Source organism: Pseudaminobacter soli (ex Zhang et al. 2022) (assembly GCF_014595955.1).
Lineage (GTDB): Bacteria > Pseudomonadota > Alphaproteobacteria > Rhizobiales > Rhizobiaceae > Kumtagia > Kumtagia pseudosoli.
On record NZ_JABVCF010000001.1, the window covers coordinates 435,408 to 455,552 of the forward strand.

General features: G+C 63.4%; 18 protein-coding genes and 2 tRNA genes. 5 read left to right on the plus strand and 15 right to left on the minus strand.

Annotation, left to right across the window (positions count from 1 at the left end; all coding sequences use genetic code 11):
• Positions 1-58: 58 nt before the first annotated feature.
• Positions 59-481: a DoxX family protein gene (locus tag HUI96_RS02040; RefSeq protein ID WP_188252945.1), complete on the plus strand. Its 423-nt coding sequence runs from the start codon at positions 59-61 to the stop codon at positions 479-481.
• 112 nt (positions 482-593) lie between these two features.
• Here HUI96_RS02040 and ppx read toward each other — a convergent pair whose 3' ends face one another.
• Both ppx and HUI96_RS02050 read right to left on the minus strand, forming a co-directional pair.
• Positions 594-2,111 carry an exopolyphosphatase gene (gene ppx, locus HUI96_RS02045; protein WP_188252946.1) on the minus strand — a complete coding sequence of 506 codons (1,518 nt, stop codon included), beginning with the start codon at positions 2,109-2,111 and terminating at the stop codon, positions 594-596.
• Positions 2,111-4,315, minus strand: a complete 2,205-nt coding sequence (locus HUI96_RS02050; protein ID WP_188253187.1) for an RNA degradosome polyphosphate kinase — start codon at positions 4,313-4,315, stop codon at positions 2,111-2,113. The genes ppx and HUI96_RS02050 overlap by 1 nt, the downstream gene beginning before the upstream one ends.
• Before the next feature lie 143 nt (positions 4,316-4,458).
• Between HUI96_RS02050 and HUI96_RS02055 the strand changes: the two genes are divergently transcribed.
• Both HUI96_RS02055 and HUI96_RS02060 read left to right on the plus strand, forming a co-directional pair.
• Positions 4,459-4,704: a zinc-finger domain-containing protein gene (locus HUI96_RS02055; protein ID WP_188252947.1), complete on the plus strand. Its 246-nt coding sequence runs from the start codon at positions 4,459-4,461 to the stop codon at positions 4,702-4,704.
• A gap of 18 nt (positions 4,705-4,722) precedes the next feature.
• The gene (locus HUI96_RS02060; protein WP_188252948.1) at positions 4,723-5,985 is read left to right on the plus strand and encodes an FAD-dependent monooxygenase; all 1,263 of its coding nucleotides are present in this window, start codon (positions 4,723-4,725) and stop codon (positions 5,983-5,985) included.
• A 33-nt stretch (positions 5,986-6,018) separates the two neighbouring features.
• Here the strand turns inward: HUI96_RS02060 and HUI96_RS02065 are convergent, their stop codons facing one another.
• Genes HUI96_RS02065 through HUI96_RS02080 form a run of 4 tightly spaced genes read right to left on the minus strand, consistent with a single transcriptional unit; the run spans position 6,019 to position 10,286 of the window.
• Positions 6,019-6,822, minus strand: a complete 804-nt coding sequence (locus HUI96_RS02065; RefSeq protein ID WP_273032282.1) for an amino acid ABC transporter ATP-binding protein — start codon at positions 6,820-6,822, stop codon at positions 6,019-6,021.
• 27 nt (positions 6,823-6,849) lie between these two features.
• Complete coding sequence (locus tag HUI96_RS02070) at positions 6,850-7,971, minus strand: amino acid ABC transporter permease (protein WP_210320018.1); 1,122 nt, start codon at positions 7,969-7,971, stop codon at positions 6,850-6,852.
• A 39-nt stretch (positions 7,972-8,010) separates the two neighbouring features.
• Positions 8,011-9,201, minus strand: a complete 1,191-nt coding sequence (locus HUI96_RS02075) for an amino acid ABC transporter permease (protein WP_188252950.1) — start codon at positions 9,199-9,201, stop codon at positions 8,011-8,013.
• A 56-nt stretch (positions 9,202-9,257) separates the two neighbouring features.
• The gene (locus tag HUI96_RS02080; protein WP_188252951.1) at positions 9,258-10,286 is read right to left on the minus strand and encodes an amino acid ABC transporter substrate-binding protein; all 1,029 of its coding nucleotides are present in this window, start codon (positions 10,284-10,286) and stop codon (positions 9,258-9,260) included.
• A 350-nt stretch (positions 10,287-10,636) separates the two neighbouring features.
• On the opposite strand from HUI96_RS02080, the gene HUI96_RS02085 reads away from it, so the two are divergent.
• Positions 10,637-11,809, plus strand: coding sequence for a cystathionine beta-lyase (locus tag HUI96_RS02085; RefSeq protein ID WP_188252952.1), 1,173 nt, complete (start codon positions 10,637-10,639; stop codon positions 11,807-11,809).
• Between the two features lie 109 nt (positions 11,810-11,918).
• Here the strand turns inward: HUI96_RS02085 and HUI96_RS02090 are convergent, their stop codons facing one another.
• From HUI96_RS02090 to HUI96_RS02130, 9 genes are all read right to left on the minus strand, one after another.
• Positions 11,919-12,230: a PilZ domain-containing protein gene (locus HUI96_RS02090; protein ID WP_188252953.1), complete on the minus strand. Its 312-nt coding sequence runs from the start codon at positions 12,228-12,230 to the stop codon at positions 11,919-11,921.
• Between the two features lie 67 nt (positions 12,231-12,297).
• Positions 12,298-12,374: transfer RNA gene (locus tag HUI96_RS02095), tRNA-Arg, on the minus strand.
• Positions 12,375-12,421: 47 nt separating this feature from the next.
• Positions 12,422-12,727, minus strand: a complete 306-nt coding sequence (locus tag HUI96_RS02100) for an ETC complex I subunit (protein ID WP_188252954.1) — start codon at positions 12,725-12,727, stop codon at positions 12,422-12,424.
• Positions 12,728-12,744: 17 nt separating this feature from the next.
• A tRNA-Pro gene (locus tag HUI96_RS02105) sits at positions 12,745-12,821 on the minus strand.
• Between the two features lie 83 nt (positions 12,822-12,904).
• On the minus strand, positions 12,905-13,717 hold the full coding sequence (gene iolB, locus HUI96_RS02110) for a 5-deoxy-glucuronate isomerase (RefSeq protein ID WP_188252955.1): 813 nt from the start codon (positions 13,715-13,717) through the stop codon (positions 12,905-12,907).
• Between the two features lie 4 nt (positions 13,718-13,721).
• Positions 13,722-13,931, minus strand: coding sequence for a DUF3329 domain-containing protein (locus HUI96_RS02115; protein ID WP_188252956.1), 210 nt, complete (start codon positions 13,929-13,931; stop codon positions 13,722-13,724).
• Positions 13,932-13,956: 25 nt separating this feature from the next.
• Positions 13,957-14,874, minus strand: a complete 918-nt coding sequence (gene iolE / locus HUI96_RS02120) for a myo-inosose-2 dehydratase (RefSeq protein ID WP_188252957.1) — start codon at positions 14,872-14,874, stop codon at positions 13,957-13,959.
• A 94-nt stretch (positions 14,875-14,968) separates the two neighbouring features.
• Positions 14,969-16,816 carry a 3D-(3,5/4)-trihydroxycyclohexane-1,2-dione acylhydrolase (decyclizing) gene (gene iolD, locus HUI96_RS02125; RefSeq protein WP_188252958.1) on the minus strand — a complete coding sequence of 616 codons (1,848 nt, stop codon included), beginning with the start codon at positions 16,814-16,816 and terminating at the stop codon, positions 14,969-14,971.
• A 44-nt stretch (positions 16,817-16,860) separates the two neighbouring features.
• On the minus strand, positions 16,861-18,795 hold the full coding sequence (locus HUI96_RS02130; RefSeq protein ID WP_188252959.1) for a bifunctional 5-dehydro-2-deoxygluconokinase/5-dehydro-2-deoxyphosphogluconate aldolase: 1,935 nt from the start codon (positions 18,793-18,795) through the stop codon (positions 16,861-16,863).
• Between the two features lie 170 nt (positions 18,796-18,965).
• Here HUI96_RS02130 and HUI96_RS02135 point away from each other — a divergent pair, with 170 nt between their 5' ends.
• Entirely contained in the window at positions 18,966-20,075 is a 1,110-nt protein-coding gene (locus HUI96_RS02135; protein WP_188252960.1) for a Gfo/Idh/MocA family protein, read from the plus strand.
• Positions 20,076-20,145: the final 70 nt, after the last annotated feature.

The window sequence follows — 20,145 nt, forward strand, 5'->3', positions numbered from 1 at the left end:
TCTAAGGACAGCGCTCCGCTGCTATCTGACTTCGCGAACAGCACATCGGAGCATTTGAATGTCCATTAGCGCTACCCAGTCATCCGCCAGCCAGAGCACCGGCGCCGCTGCCGTGCTCGTCCTCGGCCGGCTTCTCATATCTGCCATGTACATCATGGCCGGCTTTTCCAAGCTGACCGCCATCAGCGGCACGGCGCAGTGGTTCGGCAGCATCGGCCTGCCTGCTCCGACCCTTGTGGCGATCGGAGTCGGCCTGGTCGAACTGGTCGGCGGCCTAGCCATCCTGATCGGATTCCAGACCCGCATCGCCGCGGTCGTGCTTGCGCTCTTCACCGTTGCGGCGACCCTGATCGCGCACACCAACTTCGCCGACATGAGCCAGATGCTATTCTTCCAGAAGAACTTGGCGATCACCGGCGGCTTCCTGATCCTGGCGGTCTTTGGCCCGGGCGCCCTTTCGATCGACGCACGGCGCGGCTAAGATCTCCGAAGTTCAAGCCTCCGAGGGCCCGGCATTGTCCGGGCCTATTTTTTTGTTTGTTGCGGATATCTGAGGCAGACCGCTCGAGCCTCAACGACGCTCATCGCGCCGATTACTCTTCCTCCATGCGAAGCTCCAGCTTGCGCCCGGTGAGCTTGCCGAGTTGAGCGAGGCGGCCGGCCGGCCGCTCACCCACGAGTGCGGCGAAGCGTTTGGGAACGACAAGCGCAAGACCTTCGCCTTCCGTGCGTTCCCAGCGCAGCGTCGGAATGACGCCGGGCATCGCTGCCGAGAAAAGATAGACGACCCTCATCATGGCGCCGAGCAGCCGCGCCCGCTCCAGATAGCGCGGCGTAGCCAGCCGTATGATCTCCGCCGCGCCCGCTTCGTTGAATATTCCCTCATGGCGGAAAAAGTTGGTCAGCGCCAGGAAGGCCCGGCCGGGGTGATCGACGCCGATAAACGAGGCGTTGGAGATGATGTTCATCGACTGCGTGCCGCGGTATTCGGGATGGGCGCGCCAGCCGATATCGGCGAGCAGACACGCAGCCCGGCGGTAGCGCGCCTCCTCTTCGGTCTCGTCGATGCCGAAGGCGGCGAAGGAATAGCCGGTCCATTCGGCCAGTTCATGCGCGTGCTTGACCGAGCGGGCACGCAGCAGGGCTAGTTCCTCTGAAGCCGTAATCAGGGGATCGCGCCGCTGCTCCTCGGGTGACAGCAGGGAATGGAGATAGCCCTCGCGCACACCGAACGCCGAGACGACGATCTTCGACGGCTTCATCGCCTCGATGATCTCCAAAAGGACCGCAGCGCCGTAGGGAAGCAGCGCCCGCCGGCTTTTCGAAACGGCTTCGAGCCCTTTCATCTTGTCGATGTCGCCCTTGGCGACCTGGCGCAGGAAAGGAAGCGAGCCGCCTATCGACATCTCGTAGTGATGCATGACCGCCAGCGGATAGTTGGTGGCATTCATGTGCAGGCGGGCGAGGTTTCGCCAGGTGCCTCCGACCGCATAGAAGTTCCGGCCCTCTCCTGCTTTCAGCAGCTTGGCGCGCTTGATTTCGCTGCGGGCGATGCGCGCGGCTTCCGCCAAGGAATTGTTCGCCATGTCTTGAAGGCGCAGGCCGCCGAGCGGCAGGGTAATGCCGTCGCCGATCGCCTCGCCGTCGATGTCGACGAGTTCCAGGCTGCCACCGCCGAGATCGCCCGTGATTCCGTTCGCGGAATGAAAGCCCGAGATCACGCCGAGCGCCGAATAGCCGGCCTCCTCGCGCCCGCTAAGCACGCGTATCGTGGTTCCCAGGATCTTTTCGGCTCTCTCGATGAAGTCGGGGCCGTTCTCGGCCTCTCGCGCAGCGGCCGTTGCAATGACGTGCAGTTCCCCTGCGCCAGCCTGGTCGGCAAGCGCACGGAACCTGCCAAACTCCTCGACTGCGCGGGTCACGCCTTCCGGGTCCAGCTTGCCGGTCGAGACGATGCCTCGGCCCAGGCCCGCCAGCATCTTCTCGTTGAAGAGCACGGTCGGAGAACGGGCGATCCCCTCATATATGACGAGGCGGATCGAGTTCGATCCGATGTCTATGATCGCGACCGGATTGCGATCCTGCAGTCGACCTTGGGAGTTGGCGATCATCAGCCGGAGATCGCGACGGGCTTCTTGCGGCGGCGAAACTGGGCGATCTGCTTCGGCGCGTGGCTCTTCAGCGCAACGCCGCGGCCGGAGAGACTCGGATTTGTCATGAAATATTCCTGAGCGTTGAACGGCTCTTCGCCCTCGTCCGGCATCACCCGCCGGGAAGTGCCGTCAGGCAATACTTCGAAACTCTGCTGGTTGTCCATGATGTTGCCGAGCATGATTTGCCCCAGAACCTGCTCGTGAACGGTTGGATTGGTGATCGGCACCAGCGTCTCGACCCGCCGGTCGAGATTGCGCGGCATCATGTCGGCCGAGCCGATGTAGACGATGGCCTCGTCGGACGGCAGCCCATACCCGTTGCCGAAGCAGAAGATCCGGCTGTGTTCCAGAAACCGCCCGACGATCGACTTCACCCTTATGTTCTCTGAAAGGCCGGGCACCTGAGGGCGCAGGCAGCAGATTCCGCGCACGACGAGGTCGATCTCCACATCGTTCCGGCTCGCTTCGTAGAGCGCATCGATCACCATAGGGTCCACCAATGCGTTCATCTTCATCCAGATGCGCGCCGGCCGCCCTGCCCTGGCGTGATCGATTTCGTCCGCGATGTGCTTGAGGATGCGGCTGCGCAAGGTCAGCGGCGACATGGCGATGGCCATTTCCTCCGCCGGCTCGGCATAGCCGGTGATGTAGTTGAAGATCTGCGCCACGTCGCGCGCGATCTGCGGGTCGGTCGTGAAGAAGGAGAGGTCGGTGTAGATGCGTGCGGTGATCGGATGGTAGTTGCCGGTCCCCAGATGCACGTAGTTGCGCAGCTTGCCGTCCTCGCGGCGCACCACCAGCGACATCTTGGCGTGGGTTTTCAGTTCCAGGAACCCGAACACGACTTGCACGCCCGCGCGCTCAAGGTCGCGCGCCCAGCGGATGTTCGCCTCCTCATCGAAGCGTGCCTTGAGCTCGACCAGCGCGGTCACGGACTTTCCTGCCTCCGCCGCATCGATCAGTGCGCGTACGATCGGGCTGTCGTTGGAGGTGCGGTAGAGCGTCTGCTTGATGGCGACGACGTCAGGGTCGAGCGCTGCCTGGCGAAGGAACTGGACGACAACGTCGAACGATTCATAGGGGTGGTGGACGATCATGTCCTTCTCGCGGATGGCGGCCAGGCAGTCGCCGCGATGGTCGCGCACACGCTCGGGAAACCGCGGATTATAGGGCACGAACTTCAGATCATCGCGGGGGATGGCGTAGATCTCGGCGATCTGGCTGAGAGCGAGCGGGCCGTCGATAACCGATATCCGGTTCGATGGGACCCCCAACTCGCCGGCCACGAAGTCGCGCAGTTCCGACGGCATCCGCGCGTCGAACTCGATCCGGATCACCGAGCCGCGCCGACGCCGCTTCAGCGCCGTCTCGAAGAGCCGAACGAGATCCTCCGACTCCTCCTCCACCTCGATATCGCTGTCGCGGATGATCTGGAACGTGCCGGAGCCCTTCAATTCGTAGCCCGGGAACAGGCGTCCGATGAACATGCCGACCGCTTCCTCGAGTTGGATGAAGCGAACGACCGTCTTGCCATCCGGGAGCCGGATGAAGCGTCTCAGCGCTACGGGAAGACGAAGCAGGGCATTCATCTCCTCCCTGTCCTTCCGGTGTCTCAGCCGCAGCGCGATCGAGAAGCCGAGATTGGGGATGAACGGAAAGGGATGCGCCGGATCGATCGAGAGCGGCGTCAGCACCGGGAATATCTGCTCCTGGAAGTGGTCCTCCAGCCAAGCGCGCTCGTCCGTCGTGAGAGCGGAGGCAGCGACCGTCTCGATGCCCTCGGCCCGGAGCAGATCCATGAGGGTCGCGAGGCTGACCTGTTGATCCTGCTGCAGGCTCTCGACCTCGTGCAGGATCTGATCGAGTTGCTGTTCGGGCGTGCGACCGTCCGGGCTGCGCAGCGTAATCCCCTCTCGTACTTGGCCAGCGAGCCCGGCCACACGAACCATGAAGAACTCATCGAGGTTGGCCGCCGAGATCGAGAGAAATCGCACCCGCTCCAGCAGCGGATGATGAGGGTTCTGCGCCTCCTCCAGCACGCGCCGATTGAACTGAAGCCAGGAGAATTCTCGATTGACGAACCGATCCGGGTTGCCGGTGACGGCGTCCGGAGCCGCCAGTTCGGTCGCTTCGTACCTCTTCAGCGGCTTGACTTCATCCATCTCGATCATTCCCTGCCCCCTCCACCTAGGCAAAATGTAGCTCGTGACAGGCGAATGTGACAGTTTGATTTCGGCACCTACGGGTGATTGGCGAACGCGCCCCGGACTGTTATGACGCGGCGCGAAGCGCGAAGGAGACAGCGATGGCGGGCGGCACGGTTCCCCATTTCCAGAACGACGCGGGACACGCGACGATCGAGATCGGCGTGAAGGAATTCATGTGCGTCGGCGCCACTCCGCCCTTCGACCATCCGCACGTCTTCCTCGACATGGGCGACGATGACGAGAAGGTCTGCCCCTATTGCTCGACCCTTTACCGCTACGACCCTGCCCTGAAAGCGACGGAGACTCGGCCCGAGGGCAGCCTGTACGTCAGCCGCGCTGCCTAGGACGGCGCCACGCGACCGATGATTAAGCGGCAACCGCGCGAAATCCTCGTTGCGGGTGCCGGAATTGCTGGACTGACCGCCGCCATCGCCTTGGCCGACCGGGGCTTTCCCGTCCGCATTTTCGAACGCGCTCCCGAACTTCAGGAGATCGGCGCCGGGCTGCAGTTGTCGCCCAATGCAACGCGGCTGCTGGCACGCCTCGGCGTGCTCGATCTGCTGCGGGAGTCCGCAGTTGCTCCGCCGGCGATCGTATTGCGCGATGCCCGAACGTTGAAAGCGCTCGCGCGGGTGCCGCTTGGCGCAGAGGCCGAAAGGCGCTGGGCGGCGCCCTATCTGGTTGTCCACCGGGCGGACCTGCAGGCTGCTCTTCTGGAAGCCGCCCAAAACTGTCCATGCATTTCCCTGATCACGGGCGCAACGGTCCGGGAGGTGGACCTGGAAACCTCGCGGGTCTCCGTCACGGTCGAAATCGGAGGACAGGTCGAGACCTTCGCCGGAGCGCTGCTGGTAGGAGCAGACGGCGTCTGGTCCGAACTCAGGACGAAGGGAGGCTTAGGAAGTGTCGCCCGGTTCAGCGGCCAAATGGCCTGGCGCCGCACCCTGCCGGCTGGCAGCCCAGAAGTCTCATGGTTTCCACGAGACCTGAGCGTCAATGCGTTTCTGCACCCTGGCTTCCACCTTGTCGCCTATCCGCTGCGCGGGGGATCGGACATCAATCTAGTCGCGTTCACGAAGGCGAACGGTCGCGTCGACGAAAGCTGGTCGGCCGAAGCCGATCCTCTGTCACTCCGCAACGCGCTGGCAAGCACCGCACCCGAGTTGGCGCTCCTTGCGGAAGACGGTACGGTCTGGACACCATGGCCAGTGTGTACAGTTGACAGTTCGACCCGTTGGATTCGTGACCGGCTTGTCCTAATCGGCGATGCTGCGCATGCGCTCACGCCCTTTGCGGCGCAGGGTGCGGCAATGGCAATCGAGGACGCTGTGACCTTGGCCGATGTGATCGGCGAAGTGGTCGGGGCCGCGAACGACGCTGAGGTGCCCAATGGGTTGTCGATATCCGACACCACTCGGCTTCACCAAGCTTTACTCGCCTGGGAGACATCCCGAAGAACCCGTATCGCCGCCGTGCGAAAGCGCGGGGCGTTCAACGAGTTCGTGTGGCATGCGAGCGGGCCGGTCGCGCTTGCCCGCAACCTTGTCCTGCGCGCCCGACCATCACAGAGTCTCGCCGCAGATATGGACTGGCTTTATGGGTGGGAGCCCGGCACGTCAGGGTAGCGACAGTACGGAACGTTCCCGCCGAGCCCGTCCTCAATGCAGAATCTGGCTGAGGAACAGCTTTGTGCGCTCGTGCTGGGGATGGTCGAAGAACTCGGCCGGCGTGTTCTGCTCCACGATCTGGCCCTGGTCCATGAAGATCACGCGGTTCGCGACCTTGCGCGCAAATCCCATCTCGTGGGTGACGCAAAGCATCGTCATGCCTTCCTCGGCCAACCCCACCATCGTCTCCAGCACTTCCTTGATCATCTCGGGGTCGAGCGCCGAGGTAGGCTCGTCGAACAGCATGATGCGCGGGTTCATGCAGAGCGAGCGGGCGATGGCGACGCGCTGCTGCTGGCCCCCTGAGAGTTGGCCGGGATATTTGTGAGCCTGCTCCGGGATCTTGACCCGCCGCAGGAAGTGCATCGCCGTCTCCTCCGCCTGCTTCCGTGGGACCTTCCGCACCCAGATCGGCGCCAGCGTGCAATTCTCCAGGATGGTCAGGTGCGGGAAAAGGTTGAAGTGCTGGAACACCATGCCGACCTCGCGCCGGACCTCGTCGATCTTCTTGAGATCGTTGGTGAGTTCCTTGCCGTCGACGATGATCCTGCCCTTCTGGTGCTCCTCCAGCCGGTTGATGCAGCGGATCATGGTCGACTTGCCCGAGCCCGATGGACCGCAGACGACGATCCGCTCACCGCGCATCACTCTCAGGTTGATGTCCTTCAGAACGTGAAAGTCGCCGTACCATTTGTGCATGCCGACGATGTCGATTGCGACATCCGTTTCGGAGACGTGCATCTTGCGCGCGTCGACCTTGATCTCCTCGGCGCTGACGGCGTTCTCGGTGCTCATATGTGGGGTTCCCATTGTTTTTTGTTGTTAGCGCCGTAATCCGGTATCGAGCCGACGCTCCATGTACATCGAATAGCGCGACATGCTGAAGCAGAAAATCCAGAACACGAAGCCGGCGAAGACCAGCCCGGTCTTGGCCGTCTGCGGCGTCGCCCAGTTGGCGTCGGCGAGGTTCTGTTTCACGATCCCGAGCAAATCGAACATGCTGATGATGAGGACCAGCGTCGTGTCCTTGAACATGCCGATGAAGGTGTTGACGATGCCCGGAATGACGAGTTTCAGCGCCTGAGGCATGATGATGAGGCCCATCTTCTGCCAATAGCCAAGACCGAGCGAGTCCGCGCCTTCATACTGTCCCTTCGGGATGGCCTGCAGTCCGCCTCGGACCACTTCGGCCATGTAGGCGGAGGCGAAAAGCGCCACGCCGATGAGAGCTCTGAGCAATTTGTCGAAGGTCACCCCGGGCGGCGCGAACAGCGGCAGCATGAAGCTAGCCATAAAGAGCACGGTCACCAGCGGCACGCCGCGGACTGTCTCGATGAAGATCACCGACAAGAGCTTGACCGCCGGCATGTGCGAGCGCCTACCGAGCGCCAGAATGATGCCCAGCGGCAGCGACACGACGATGCCGACATAGGAGAGGACAAGGGTCACCAGCAGGCCGCCCCAAAGCGAGGTCTCCACATAGGGCAGCCCGAAGAAGCCGCCGACCAGCAGGAAGAAGGCGACGAAGGGGAACAGCCCGAAGAAGAGGATCGCATTCAATCCCTTGTAAGGCGCCCGCGGGATCAACAGCGGCGCCAGCAGAGCGACGAAGAGGATGCCGGTGAGAATGACGCGCCAGCGTTCCTCGATCGGATAGCGGCCGAACATGAACTGACCGAATTTTGCGCTGACGAACGCCCAGCAGGCGCCGGACCACCCGTCGGGATGGCTGCCGCCCTGGGCGACGGTCAGGCAGGCGGACCGGTCCGCGCCAGTCCATTGCGCGCTGAAGAACGCCCAGTTCAGTATTTGCGGAACCGCCCAGGCCAGCGCCAGCAGAGCCAGCACCGTCAGAGCCGCGTCGATCGGGGTCGCAAACAGGTTCTTGCGGAACCATGCGCCGAAGCCCGCTTGGCTGCGTGGCGCGGCCTCCGCCAGCACCATTTCCGTTCTAACCCAGGAGACGTCATGCTCTTGCACGGCTCACCTCTCCTTCAGCGCCATCTTGGCGTTGAACCAGTTCATGAAGCCGGAGGTCAGCAGGCTGATCCCCAGATAGATGACCATGAAGATGGCAACGATTTCGATCGCCTGGCCGGTCTGATTGAGGATCGTGCCGCCAATCGCATAGAGATCCGGATAGCCGATAGCGACCGCCAGCGACGAGTTCTTGGTGAGGTTGAGATACTGGCTGGTGAGCGGCGGAACGATGATCCGCATTGCCTGTGGGATGATCACCAGGCGAAGCGCCTGCCCAGACCTTAAGCCCAGCGACGCCGCCGCCTCGCCTTGGCCCTTGCTGACGCCCAAGATACCAGCCCGCACGATCTCGGCGATGAACGCGGCCGTGTAGAAGGAGAGCGCCAAGTAGAGCGACAGGAACTCGGGCTTCACATTGAAGCCGCCGGTGAGATTGAAAGTGCCCGCTTTCGGAAAATCGAGCGTCAGCGGAAATCCGGCGACCGCGAAACCAAGCAGCGGAAAGCCAATGATGAGCGCGACACTCGTCCAGAATACCGGAAATTGCTGGCCGGTCGCCATCTGGCGCGCCCTTGCGCGTCGGGCCACGAACCAACTCAGGCCGATACCGATAATAAGCCCGGCAACAACGAGCCAGGCGCCCTCCCCCCAGACGAATTTCGGGAAATAGAAGCCGCGGCTGTTCAGATAGGATCCGAACGGCAGCACGATGCTGTCACGCGGCGCCGGGAGGATCGACAGAACCCCGAGGTACCAGAAGAAGATGACCAGCAATGGCGGGATATTGCGGAAAATCTCGATGTAAACGGTCGCGATCTTCCGGATCAGCCAGTTGTGGGAGAGCCGGGCGATACCGACCATGAAGCCTATGATTGTGGCCGTCACGATACCGCAGACCGCCACGAGCACCGTGTTCCAGAGGCCGACGAGGATCGCGCGCCCATAGGTCGAGTCTGAGCTGTAAGCGATCAGCCGGTCGGAAATGTCGAAGCCGGCCCGCCCACGTAAAAACTCGAACCCGGTCGGGATGTTCGAGCGGCGCAGATTTTCGATTGTGTTTCCGACGATCCACCAGATCGCGAATACCAAAAGCCCCACAATAAGGACCTGGAAGAAGATACTGCGGAAACGCGGGTCATAGATCAGCGAGCTCTTGGCCGGCTCGCTTGCCTTCACCGCATCCTGTATCGCCATTGGCTAACCTTCCGGATAGGTACTGGGCCGGAGGTGGACTCCGGCCCAGCCTTGCATCAGCGAATTGGCATCGCGTATTGCAGGCCGCCCTTGGTCCACAGGCCATTGAGACCGCGCGCAATCTTCAGCGGGCTGCCGGAGCCGACATTACGCTCGAAGATCTCGCCGTAATTGCCGGTTGCCTTGACAATCTTGACCACCCAATCGTTGTCGAGACCGAGATCGGTGCCGATCTTGGTTTCGGCCTCGACGCCGAGCACGCGCTTGATCTCGGGGCTGGCCGAATTCTTCATCTCATCGACGTTGGCCTGGGTGATGCCGAGTTCCTCTGCGGTCAGCAGCGCGTAATAGGTCCACTTGACGATGTCGAACCACTTGTCATCGCCCTGGCGCACGGATGGGCCGAGCGGCTCCTTGGAGATGATCTCGGGCAGCACGACGTGATCGTCCGGTGCCGCGAGCGTCAGGCGGATCGCGTAGAGGCCGGACTGGTCGGTGGTGTAGGCATCGCAGCGGCCGGAATCATAGGCGGCGTTGGCTTCTTCGACCTTCTCGAAGACCACCGGATTGTATTCGAGATTGTTCGCCTTGAAGTAGTCGGCGAGGTTCAGTTCGGTGGTCGTGCCGGACTGCACGCACACGGACGCGCCGGACAGTTGCAACGCGGAGTTGACGCCCGGCAGCTTCTTGGCGTTCACCATAAAACCCTGGCCGTCATAGTAGGTAACGCCGGCGAAGTTCAGGCCGAGCGCTGTATCGCGCTGGATCGTCCAGGTGGTGTTACGAGAAAGCAGGTCGACCTCGCCCGACTGCAACGCGGTGAACCGATCCTTGGCGCTGAGCGGGGTGAACTTCACCTTGTTGCCGTCGCCGAAAATCGCTGCCGCCACCGCCCGGCAGAAATCCACGTCGAGGCCCGTCCAGTTACCCTTATCGTCCGGCGCGGAGAAGCCGGCCAGAGCGGTATTCACGCCGCACTGGACGAAACCCTTTGCCTTGACGTCTTCCAGCGTTCCGGCGGAGGCAACCGATGCCATCAGCCCCAGCGCGGCCGCCCCGAGAACGACCTTCAACGTGTTTTTCATTTCAGCGAGCCTTTCTGTCTGCCGGGACTGCTCTTCCCGATTTCCCCCTGGAGGCGGCGGTTCTGGTGCCCGGCCACCCCGAGACGGGATACCTGGCAAGACCTTCCCGTGTTCCCCATTCACGGCTTGCATCGAAGTTGATTATTTCCGTGAGGTCAAGCGGTATGAACCGGTTAGGCCAGTTTTGCCACCGTCATGCGGCGGCGCCGCTTGCCAACGATGCGTGCACGTCGGCTGTCCGCTGATTCTTGCACAATCGGCATCGCTGAGTTCCGCACGTTCCCCTGCGCTCGAGCGGTTGCGCCAGGCACAACACCGCTCTAAGCCATGCCGACTACGAAGAGGACAGCATGACTGAACGTAACCTGAGCAAAGCGGGCGTGAACACGCGTCTTGCGCATTCCGGCAACGATCCGCGCGACTTCTTCGGCTTCGTGAACCCGCCGGTCGTCCATGCCTCCACGGTGCTCTATCCAGACGCTCAGACGATCGCGTCACGCGGCCAGAGATACACCTACGGGACCCGCTGTACCCCCACCACCGATGCGCTGGCCTCCGCCATCGACGAGTTGGAAGGTTCGGCAGGCACGATCATCGTCCCGTCGGGTCTGGCCGCCGTGACCATCCCCCTGCTGGCGTTTCTCTCCAGCGGCGACCACGTGCTCATCACAGACTCGGTTTATTTCCCCACCCGTCACTTCGCCAACACCATGCTGCTGCGGCTAGGTATCGAGGTCGAATTCTACGACCCGCTGATCGGGGCCGGCATCGAGCGCCTGATGAAACCGAATACGCGGGTCGTGTTCACAGAATCGCCGGGCTCCAACACATTCGAGGTCCAGGACATACCGGCCATCGCCAAAACCGCCAAGGCACGCGGCGCCGTGGTGATGATGGACAACACTTGGGCAACACCGCTCTACTTCCGGCCGCTGGACCATGGCGTCGACATCTCGATCCATGCCGCCACCAAATATCCGGCCGGCCATTCCGATCTGGTGCTCGGCACGGTCTCCGCCAACGAGGCTCACTGGCCGCGACTTCAGGAGACTTTCTTCACGATGGGCTGCTGTTCCGGTCCCGACGACGTCTACCAGGTGCTGCGGGGGCTGCGCACCATGGGTCTCCGCCTGGAGCGGCACCAGAAGAGCGCGCTGGAGGTCGCTCGCTGGCTCGAGGCGCAGCCGGGCGTTGCCCGCGTGCTTCATCCGGCCCTCGAAAGCCATCCTGGCCATGCGATCTGGAATCGCGATTTCTCAGGCTCGAGCGGCGTCTTCTCGGTGGTGCTGGCCGGCGGCGGGGTTCGCCATGGCCACGCCTTCCTCGACGCATTGCAGATCTTCGGGCTCGGCTATTCCTGGGGCGGCTACGAGAGCCTGGCCGTGCCGGTCAACATCACGGATCGGACGATCGCGACGGGCCCCTACGAGGGACCGGTGCTGCGCCTCCAGATCGGCCTGGAGGATGTCGAGGATCTGAAGGCGGACCTGCAGCGCGGGTTGAAGGCGGCAGCGGAGGCTTGAGGATGGCGGCCGGCTCCTGGACTGAGCGGCTTTGTCGCTTCCGCGATCAAATTAAGGCGCGCTCGCGGCGACGCCGAGGCTTGAGCCGGCCACCACAGCTTGGCACAACTCAGCCATAGTGGTGCTTCGGCTTGGGCTCCGTTCCGGTGAACTGAACACCGATGTGATCGTTGCGACGCCATCTCACGAGACAGCGATACGCCAGCTTGTCTGCGGGAACGTATAGTAGGAATTCGCCCGGGACAGGCACGGCAGGGACGATCAGTTCGGCGCCATCGGAATGCTGGTTGCGGACCGTGCAGCCTATCTCCGATTCGTCGACCCCGCGCACGATCGTCGCCCGCTTCAAGACCCTCGCCCGATGGGCGCGGGCAGGCGGTGGCGCGGAAGAGCTGGCTTTCGACTGATCGTCGTCGGTCATGGATCACTTGGATCGCGAAAAGGGTTGCAGTTCACCCAACTCGGCCATCACGGATAAGCTTTGATTTTGGCGATCCCGGCAGGATTCGAACCTGCGACCATCGGCTTAGAAGGCCGGTGCTCTATCCAGCTGAGCTACGGGACCGTTCGGCAGAGCGGCTTGCCGCGAGAAGCGATCAGGCGGACGCGCCGTCAGTGCGTCCAGGGCGTCTTGCGGTCATAGCGGAAATTCTCCGCATAGGAAATCTGTCGGCGCTTCGAAACCTTCGGCTCCTGTAGGGTGAAGTCGATGCCGTTCTTTTCAGCGTAGGCGATCGCCTCCTCCTTGGTGTCGAAGGTGAGCCGAACCTGGCGCCTCGTGTCGCCGGAAGAGGTGTAGCCCATCAGCGGATCGATCTTGAGCGGCTGCGCCGGCTCGAACTCGAGAACCCAGAAGCCGGTCTTGGCCTTGCCGGATTGCATCGCGTTACGGGCGGGGCTGAAAATGCGCGCTGACATCCATTCCTCTCGCGAACTGGTCGGAGTGGCAGGATTCGAACCTGCGACCCCCTGATCCCAAATCAGGTGCGCTACCAGGCTGCGCTACACTCCGGATGGCTCTCCCTTAGGGGGTGATCGCAGCGAACGCAAGCACTTGGCGCGACTTGTTCCAAGATGCGCCCAAGCTACGCGCCCTTACGCCTTCAGCAGCCACTCGTGCTCGGGCGCGTTGTGGAACTTCCAGGTGCGCTTCGGTCCGGCCATGACGTTCAGGTAATAGAGATCGTAGCCGTGGCAGGCCGCGCAGGGGTGATACCCCTTCGGCACCAGAACCACGTCCCCGTCCTCGACCGCCATTGCCACGTCCAACTCGCGCACACCATTCTCGTCGGCATCCGTATAGACCCGCTGGAAGGCAAAGCCCTGGGGCGGGTTGAGCCGGTGATAGTAGGTCTCCTCGAGATACGATTCGGCAGAAAGCGCATCGCGATCGTGCTTGTGCGGCGGGTAGCTGGATGTGTGGCCGCCCGGCGTGATCACCTCGACCACCAGCAGCGAATCGGCCGGCTCGCCCTCCGGCAAGATGTTGGTCACGTAGCGGGTGTTGGAGCCCTTTCCGCGGACCTCCTGCTTGACATCGTCGGGTCCAATGACGCGCGGCGGCAGTCTGCCGCCCAACCCCGGGGCCGAGCATACGGCCAGTTCCAGATCGGTCTCCGCCGTGACCGACCAATTGGAGTCTTCGGGCACATAGAGTGACCAGGGTTTTCCATCGAACGGGCTGGTCCTGCCGCCAAGCGAGCCGAATGCCTGGCCGCCCGCATTGGCGCTCCCACTCCCTGTCACGAAGACGATGCAGACCTCGCGCGAACCGGTCTCGGCCGAAACGCTTTCGCCCGGCTTCAGTCGGAGAAGCTCGAAACCCACATAGGTCCACCCGGCGTTTTCCGGCGTGACGTGGGTCACACGGCCGCTCGTGCCCCCGGGCTTCACAAGCAGTTTCGGCATACGCTTACTCCTTTTCAGAAGGTCGGTCTGGATCCGCGGGCGGCTTGTAGTTGAGCAGGAACGTCCAGACGCCATAGACAGCCATGCCGCCGGCCAGCATTCCCCAGAGTTGCGCTCCGGCCCAGAACTCGAGAATCGACCAGGCGGCGCAGACCACGACGATGGCGACACGCCGCCACAGCGGCCGGAAAAAGGGGTGATCTGCGTCGCGCATCAGTCCTCGGCTCAAATTCGCGGTGTCAGGCAAGGCGAAAACCCTGCGTCTCGACCGTATAGCCCGCCTCGGTCAGGACGCGCATCAGTTCCTTGTGACCGATCTGAGCCATCTTCAGGGGCGGGCTCCTCCCCGGGTCCTGCTCGGCCTCGACCACGAACCAGCCGTCGTAACCATAATCCGCCAACCGCTTGACGATCGCGCCGAAATCCAGCGAGCCGTCGCCGGGAACCGTGAAGGCTCCGAGCGCCACGGCGTCGAGGAAGGATTGCCTGCTGCGGTCGAGGCTGCGGATGACGTCCATGCGCACGTCCTTGACATGGACGTGGTTGATGCGCGCGTGGTGCTTGTCGATGGCGCGCAGCACGTCGCCGCCGGCGAAGGCGAGATGTCCGGCGTCGAGCAGGAGCGGAATGCCGGACCCTGAATGACGCATGAAGGTGTCGAGCTCCGGCTCGGTCTCGACCACCGCCGCCATGTGATGGTGATAGGACAGAGGCATGCCTTGCCCGGCGCACCATTCGCCGAACTCGGTGAGCCGCCTTGCATAGGCCTTCATCTCATCGTCAGAGAGCTTTGGCTTCGTCGCGAGGGGTTTCGAGCGGTCGCCCTGGATGGATCGGCCGACCTCGCCATAGACGATGCAGGGCGCGTTCACCGCCTTGAACAGGTCGATCATCGGCTGGATGCGGTCCTTGTTCACGGCCATCTCCTCGTCGACCAGCGTCCCGGAGAACCAGCCGCCGCAGAGGGTAACGTCGGCCTCGCGCAGGATCGGCAGCATGATTTCCGGGTCTCTCGGGAAGCGCCGCCCCATCTCCATGCCGGTAAAACCGGCCGAGCGCGACTGCCGCAAACACTCCTCCAGCGACACGTCCTCGCTGAGTTCGACCAGATCGTCGTTCCACCACGCAATCGGGGACATTCCCAGTCTGGCTTTCACCGTCTTCCCTCCGATCCCTTTGAGCGTTGCACGCACACCCCCTCACCTGCCAGCCGGCATCCTCTGACCGCAGCGGCGGCGAGAGGGGCAGATTTCAGCTCACCAGCCGCCGCACCCTCAAGGCTTCCTCGTACTTCTTCCGCGCGTCGTTCACGGTAGGGCGCGGGCTCACCTCCGGCACCGCCACATCCCACCAATGTCCCCCCGCCTCGGTCGAGATCAGCGGGTCGGTGTCGATGACGATCACGCTGGTGCGGTCATCCGCCTCGGCCTCCTTCAACGCGCGCTCCAACTCCGCAATGGAGGCTGCCTTGCGCGCCACCGCGCCCATAGAGGCGGCATGGGCGGCAAAATCGATTTCAGGCAAAAGCTGATGCCGGGTGTCCTTGAAGAGATTGTTGAAGTTGGCGCCGCCGGTCGCCATCTGCAGCCGGTTGATGCAGCCGAAGCCGCGATTGTCCAGCACCACGATGGTGAGCTTGACGCCCAGCATCACCGAGGTGGCGATCTCGGAATTCATCATCATGTAGCTGCCGTCGCCGACCATCACGACCACGTCGTCATCAGGCCTGGCGAGCTTCACGCCCAAGCCGCCGGCGATCTCGTAGCCCATGGTCGAATAGCCGTATTCGAGGTGATAACTGCCGGGCGCGCCGGCTGGCCAGAGCTTGTGCAGTTCGCCCGGCAGGCCGCCGGAAGCGCAAACCACGGTTGCCTTCGAGCCGCGCGCGCGGTGCACCGCTCCGATCACCTGCGCGTCGGACGGCAGCGCGTTGGTCGGGTCGGTCACCGCCTTGGCCGCCTCCAGCCAGTCGGCCTTCGCGGCCTTGGCCTTGGACACCCAGTTGTCGGGCGACTTCCAGCCGTCGAGCCCTTCCTCCAGCCCCTCAAGACCCGCTCTGGCGTCGGCCACCAGCGGCAGCGCGCGATGCTTGCCGGCGTCGAACAACTGTGCGTTCAGCCCGACGACCTTCACGCCTTCCGCCTTGAACAGCGCCCAGGAGCCGGTGGTGAAATCCTGCAGGCGCGAGCCAACCGCCAGCACCACGTCCGCTTGCTCGGCAAGCAGGTTTGACGCCGAGGAGCCGGTGACCCCGATCGAACCCATGTTGAGCGGATGATCGTGCGGCAGGCTCGATTTCCCGGCATTGGTTTCCATCACCGGGATGCCGTGCTTTTCGGCGAAGGCCTGCAGCGTCGCTGCCGCCTCGGAATAGAGGACGCCGCCGCCGGCGATGATCACCGGTTTTTCCGCCCCGCGCAGCGCGGTGGCCGCCACCTCCAGTTCCCGAACGTCCGGGCGGGGCCGGCGCGGCTCCCACACCCGCTCGGCGAAAAAGCTTTGCGGATAGTCGAAGGCCTCCGCCTGCACGTCCTGGCAGAGGCTCAGCGTCACCGGCCCGCAATCGGCTGGGTCGGTCAGGACCTGCATGGCGCGCTGGAGGGCGGGGATGATCTGCTCGGGTCGTGTGATGCGATCGAAATAGCGCGACACCGGCCGGAACGCGTCGTTGGCACTTATGGTGCCGTCGCCAAAACTTTCGACCTGCTGCAACACGGGATCGGGCGCCCGGTTGGCGAAGACGTCGCCCGGCAGAAGGAGCACCGGCAGGCGGTTGACATGGGCAAGGGCCGCTGCCGTCACCATGTTGGTGGCGCCCGGCCCGATAGAGGATGTCGCCGCCATGAAACGGCGGCGGAACGACGCCTTGGCGAAGGCGATGGCCGCATGCGCCATCGCCTGCTCGTTGTGAGCGCGGTAGGTCGGCAGTTCCTCCCGCACCTGATAGAGCGCTTCGCCGACGCCGGCGACGTTGCCGTGACCAAAGATCGCCCAAACGCCGGCGAAGATCGGAACCTTCCGGCCGTCGATTACCGTCATCTGCCGTGACATGAAGCGGGTGAGCGCCTGCGCCATGGTCAGGCGGATGGTCTCGGTCATCTTGTCCTCCCAGACGATTTTGCTCCGAAACGCGGCGTCTTTGACTATGCCGTCTCAAGCCCCCGTGCTGCAAGCCAGGCGCTGGTGAGACGCTGGAAGCGCTCGGCCATGTCGGCAACCGCTTCGACGTCCGAGATCTTGCCTGCGAACCATTTTTGGGCTGCGTCGGCGAAGAGGGTGCGGCCGACCGCAAAGCCTTTCACGATCGGGGCGTCTGCCGCCGCGGCGAACGCCTTGGCCAGTTCCTCCTCCGGCGCCTCCAGCCCGAGCAGCACCACGCCGCGGCAGTGCGGGTCGTTGTTCTCAATGACGGCGCCTATGCGGCGCCACACGTCGGGCGAGGCCTGCGGCTCCAGCTTCCACCAGTCCGGCTTGATGCCCAGCGCATAGATCTCCTCCAGAGCGCGGGCGATCGTGTCATCGGCAAGCGTGCCGTGCTTGCCGGCGATGATTTCGACGAGCAGTTCGCGTCCGACCTTGCGGGAGGCATCGTAGAGCGCGCCCAGTTTTTGCTGCTGTTCGGCCTTAAGCTCGGCCGGATCACCCGGATGGTAGAAGGACAGGCATTTGATGCAGTGCGTCACCGGCCATTCAATCAATTGCGAGCCGATGTCCTGGCTTGATTCGAAGCGCAGCGGCCGCGATCCCGGCAATTCGACCGGGCGGCCCAGCCATGAGAACGGATGGCGGGCGAACTCGAAGAGGGCGTCGCGGCCATGCTTCTCGTCGATCAGCATGCCATAGCCTTCGCGGCCGTCGGCCACGCGAGCGGCGGCCTTGACCGCCAGTACCTTGAAGGCAGAAATCCGCTCGGGCCCCGCCCCAGCGGCCTTCGCCATATCCTCCAACTGCACACGGTGGTCCACGGCGAAGGCCATCAGCGTTGGGATCTCGCGCCGGCGGGTCGTCGCCCAGTGAATGTGGTTGATCGTCTCGTCCTTGCGCAGCGCCCGGTGCGGGCTGCCGTTCCTGAGGAAGAACTGCAGTTCCTCCCAGGTCGGATATTCGGGCGAGCAGAGCAGGCGCGACACCGCGAAGGCCCCGCAGGCATTGGCCCAGGTGGCGGCGGTCTCGAGGCTTTCGCCGCCCAGCCAGCCGCGCAGGAAACCGGACATGAACGCGTCGCCCGCCCCCAGGACGTTGTAGACCTCAATCGGGAAGCCCCGGCCGACGATTCCCTCCTCGAGATCGTCGCTGATCTCGCCGTCATAGACGATGCACCCCATCGAGCCGCGCTTCAGCACGATGGTGGCCAGGGAGACGGAGCGGATGGCCTTCAGCGCGCCGAGCACATCGTCGGCGCCGGAGGCGATCATGATCTCCTCCTCTGTGCCGACGATCAGGTCGCAGTCGGGCAGGACCGATTTCAGCTGCTGAGAAACACGCTCGGACTTTACATAGCGCTCGAAACCGGCGGCATGGCCGGCGAGGCCCCAGAGATTGGGCCTGTAGTCGATGTCGAAGACAACCTTGCGGCCCGCCGCCTTCGCGGCCCGGATCGCCTTGCGCTGCGCCGCGTCGGAGTTCGGGCGAGAGAAATGGGTTCCCGTGACGACGATCGCCCGCGCGGAAGCGATGAACTCTTCGTCGACGTCGTCCTCGCACAGCGCCATGTCGGCACAATCAGTGCGGTAGAAGATCATCGGCGAGACGCCTTCCGCCTCGACCGCGAGCAGGACGAGTGCCGTCAGGCGCTCCTTGTCGGTGACGACACCCTGAACCAAGACACCCTCGCGCTGTAGCTGCTCGCGGATGAACCGACCCATCTGCTCGTCGCCGACGCGCGTCAGCAAGGCCGATCGGAGCCCGAGCCGCGCGGTGCCTATCGCGATATTCGCCGGACAGCCTCCCACCGATTTGGCGAAGGATGCGATGTCTTCCAGGCGGGAGCCGATCTGCTGTCCGTAGAGGTCGACGGACGAGCGCCCGATGGTGATGACGTCGATCTCGGACGACTGCTCGCCCGGCGCATTCCTCATGAAAGATATCTCCTTTGGCGGCCGCACGCCGTCAGCAGACATGATAGTAATCCCCACTCGGAACCATTTGGTGGGAAGCCGGGTAGACCAAATAGAATAAACTATCCATTCCGTTTCAACTCGAAATCGACTAATCCATACAAGGCTCTATCGCGCAAAGAGGGCTGGAGATGGTCGGCGTCGGACTGATCGGCACAGGCTTCATGGGCAAGTGCCACGCGATAGCATGGACGTCCGTGGGAGCGGTGTTCGGTGACACGCCGCGGGTACGGCTCGTCCATCTCGGCGAGGCGACGGAGGACTTGGCGGAGCGCTGCGCACGCGAGTTCGGCTTCGCCAAGGCTTCCGGCGACTGGCGCGCCGTGATCGAAGACCCGGAGGTCGACATAGTCTCCGTCACCACGCCGAACCAGTTCCATCCCGAGATGGCGATCGCGGCGCTCGAAGCCGGAAAACATGTCTGGTGCGAGAAGCCGATGGCACCGACCTTCGCCGAGGCGCAAGCCATGCGCGATGCAGCCAGCCGCTCCGGCAAGTTGGCGGTGCTCGGGTTCAACTACATCCAGAGCCCGGCTTTCCGCCACATTCGCACCCTGCTCGATGAACGGATCATCGGCGAGGTGAACCATCTCAGGATCGAGATGGACGAGGATTTTATGGCCGATCCCGAAGCGCTGTTCTTCTGGAAGCACGAGGCGGCTTCCGGCTACGGCGCTCTGGACGATTTTGCCGTCCACCCGCTCTCGCTGATCTCAAAGCTGTTCGGACGCGTCTCCCGCGTGATGTGCGACATGGCAAAGCCTTATGCGGACCGACAAGTCGCCGGCGGCGGGCGGCGAGCAGTCGAGACCTGGGACATCGCCAGCGTACTGATGCGGCTGGAAAACGGGATCGCCGGAACACTGCAGGTCAACCGCTCCGCCTGGGGACGCAAGGGCCGCATTGCTCTGCAGATCTTCGGGTCGAAAGGCACCATTGTATTCGACCAGGAGCGTTTCAACGAGTTCCAACTCTACGTCACCTCTGACCGCCCGACCGAGCAGGGTTTTCGCACGATCCTCGTGGGGCCGCATCACGAACCCTATGGCCGCTTCATTCCCGCGCCAGGCCACGGCCTCGGTTTCAACGATCACAAGATCATCGAATGCCACGAGATCATCGCCCGGCTCGAGGGCCGGCCGGCGCATCTGGTGGATTTCGACGAAGGGCTTGAGATCGAGCGCAGCGTCCACGCCATGGCGCGTTCGCATCAGGAGCAGCGCTGGGTCGACGTGCGGTAGCGTGGACCGGACCGCTAGCGTGGCCGGCAGTAGGCCGTTGCCGTTGTAACCGGCTTGGCGGCGGTCATTT

Bases quoted from the DNA above. Each gene is read 5' to 3' on its own strand.
- HUI96_RS02065 (WP_273032282.1), bottom strand. From the start codon at position 6,822: ATGAGCACCGAGAACGCCGTCAGCGCCGAGGAGATCAAGGTCGACGCG.
- HUI96_RS02100 (WP_188252954.1), bottom strand. From the start codon at position 12,727: ATGTCAGCGCGCATTTTCAGCCCCGCCCGTAACGCGATGCAATCCGGC.
- HUI96_RS02085 (WP_188252952.1), top strand. From the start codon at position 10,637: ATGACTGAACGTAACCTGAGCAAAGCGGGCGTGAACACGCGTCTTGCG.
- HUI96_RS02050 (WP_188253187.1), bottom strand. From the start codon at position 4,315: ATGGATGAAGTCAAGCCGCTGAAGAGGTACGAAGCGACCGAACTGGCG.
- HUI96_RS02055 (WP_188252947.1), top strand. From the start codon at position 4,459: ATGGCGGGCGGCACGGTTCCCCATTTCCAGAACGACGCGGGACACGCG.
- ppx (WP_188252946.1), bottom strand. From the start codon at position 2,111: ATGATCGCCAACTCCCAAGGTCGACTGCAGGATCGCAATCCGGTCGCG.
- HUI96_RS02040 (WP_188252945.1), top strand. From the start codon at position 59: ATGTCCATTAGCGCTACCCAGTCATCCGCCAGCCAGAGCACCGGCGCC.
- HUI96_RS02090 (WP_188252953.1), bottom strand. From the start codon at position 12,230: ATGACCGACGACGATCAGTCGAAAGCCAGCTCTTCCGCGCCACCGCCT.
- HUI96_RS02060 (WP_188252948.1), top strand. From the start codon at position 4,723: ATGATTAAGCGGCAACCGCGCGAAATCCTCGTTGCGGGTGCCGGAATT.
- HUI96_RS02080 (WP_188252951.1), bottom strand. From the start codon at position 10,286: ATGAAAAACACGTTGAAGGTCGTTCTCGGGGCGGCCGCGCTGGGGCTG.
- HUI96_RS02135 (WP_188252960.1), top strand. From the start codon at position 18,966: ATGGTCGGCGTCGGACTGATCGGCACAGGCTTCATGGGCAAGTGCCAC.
- HUI96_RS02075 (WP_188252950.1), bottom strand. From the start codon at position 9,201: ATGGCGATACAGGATGCGGTGAAGGCAAGCGAGCCGGCCAAGAGCTCG.
- HUI96_RS02070 (WP_210320018.1), bottom strand. From the start codon at position 7,971: ATGGTGCTGGCGGAGGCCGCGCCACGCAGCCAAGCGGGCTTCGGCGCA.
- HUI96_RS02115 (WP_188252956.1), bottom strand. From the start codon at position 13,931: ATGCGCGACGCAGATCACCCCTTTTTCCGGCCGCTGTGGCGGCGTGTC.
- iolB (WP_188252955.1), bottom strand. From the start codon at position 13,717: ATGCCGAAACTGCTTGTGAAGCCCGGGGGCACGAGCGGCCGTGTGACC.
- HUI96_RS02130 (WP_188252959.1), bottom strand. From the start codon at position 18,795: ATGAGGAATGCGCCGGGCGAGCAGTCGTCCGAGATCGACGTCATCACC.
- iolD (WP_188252958.1), bottom strand. From the start codon at position 16,816: ATGACCGAGACCATCCGCCTGACCATGGCGCAGGCGCTCACCCGCTTC.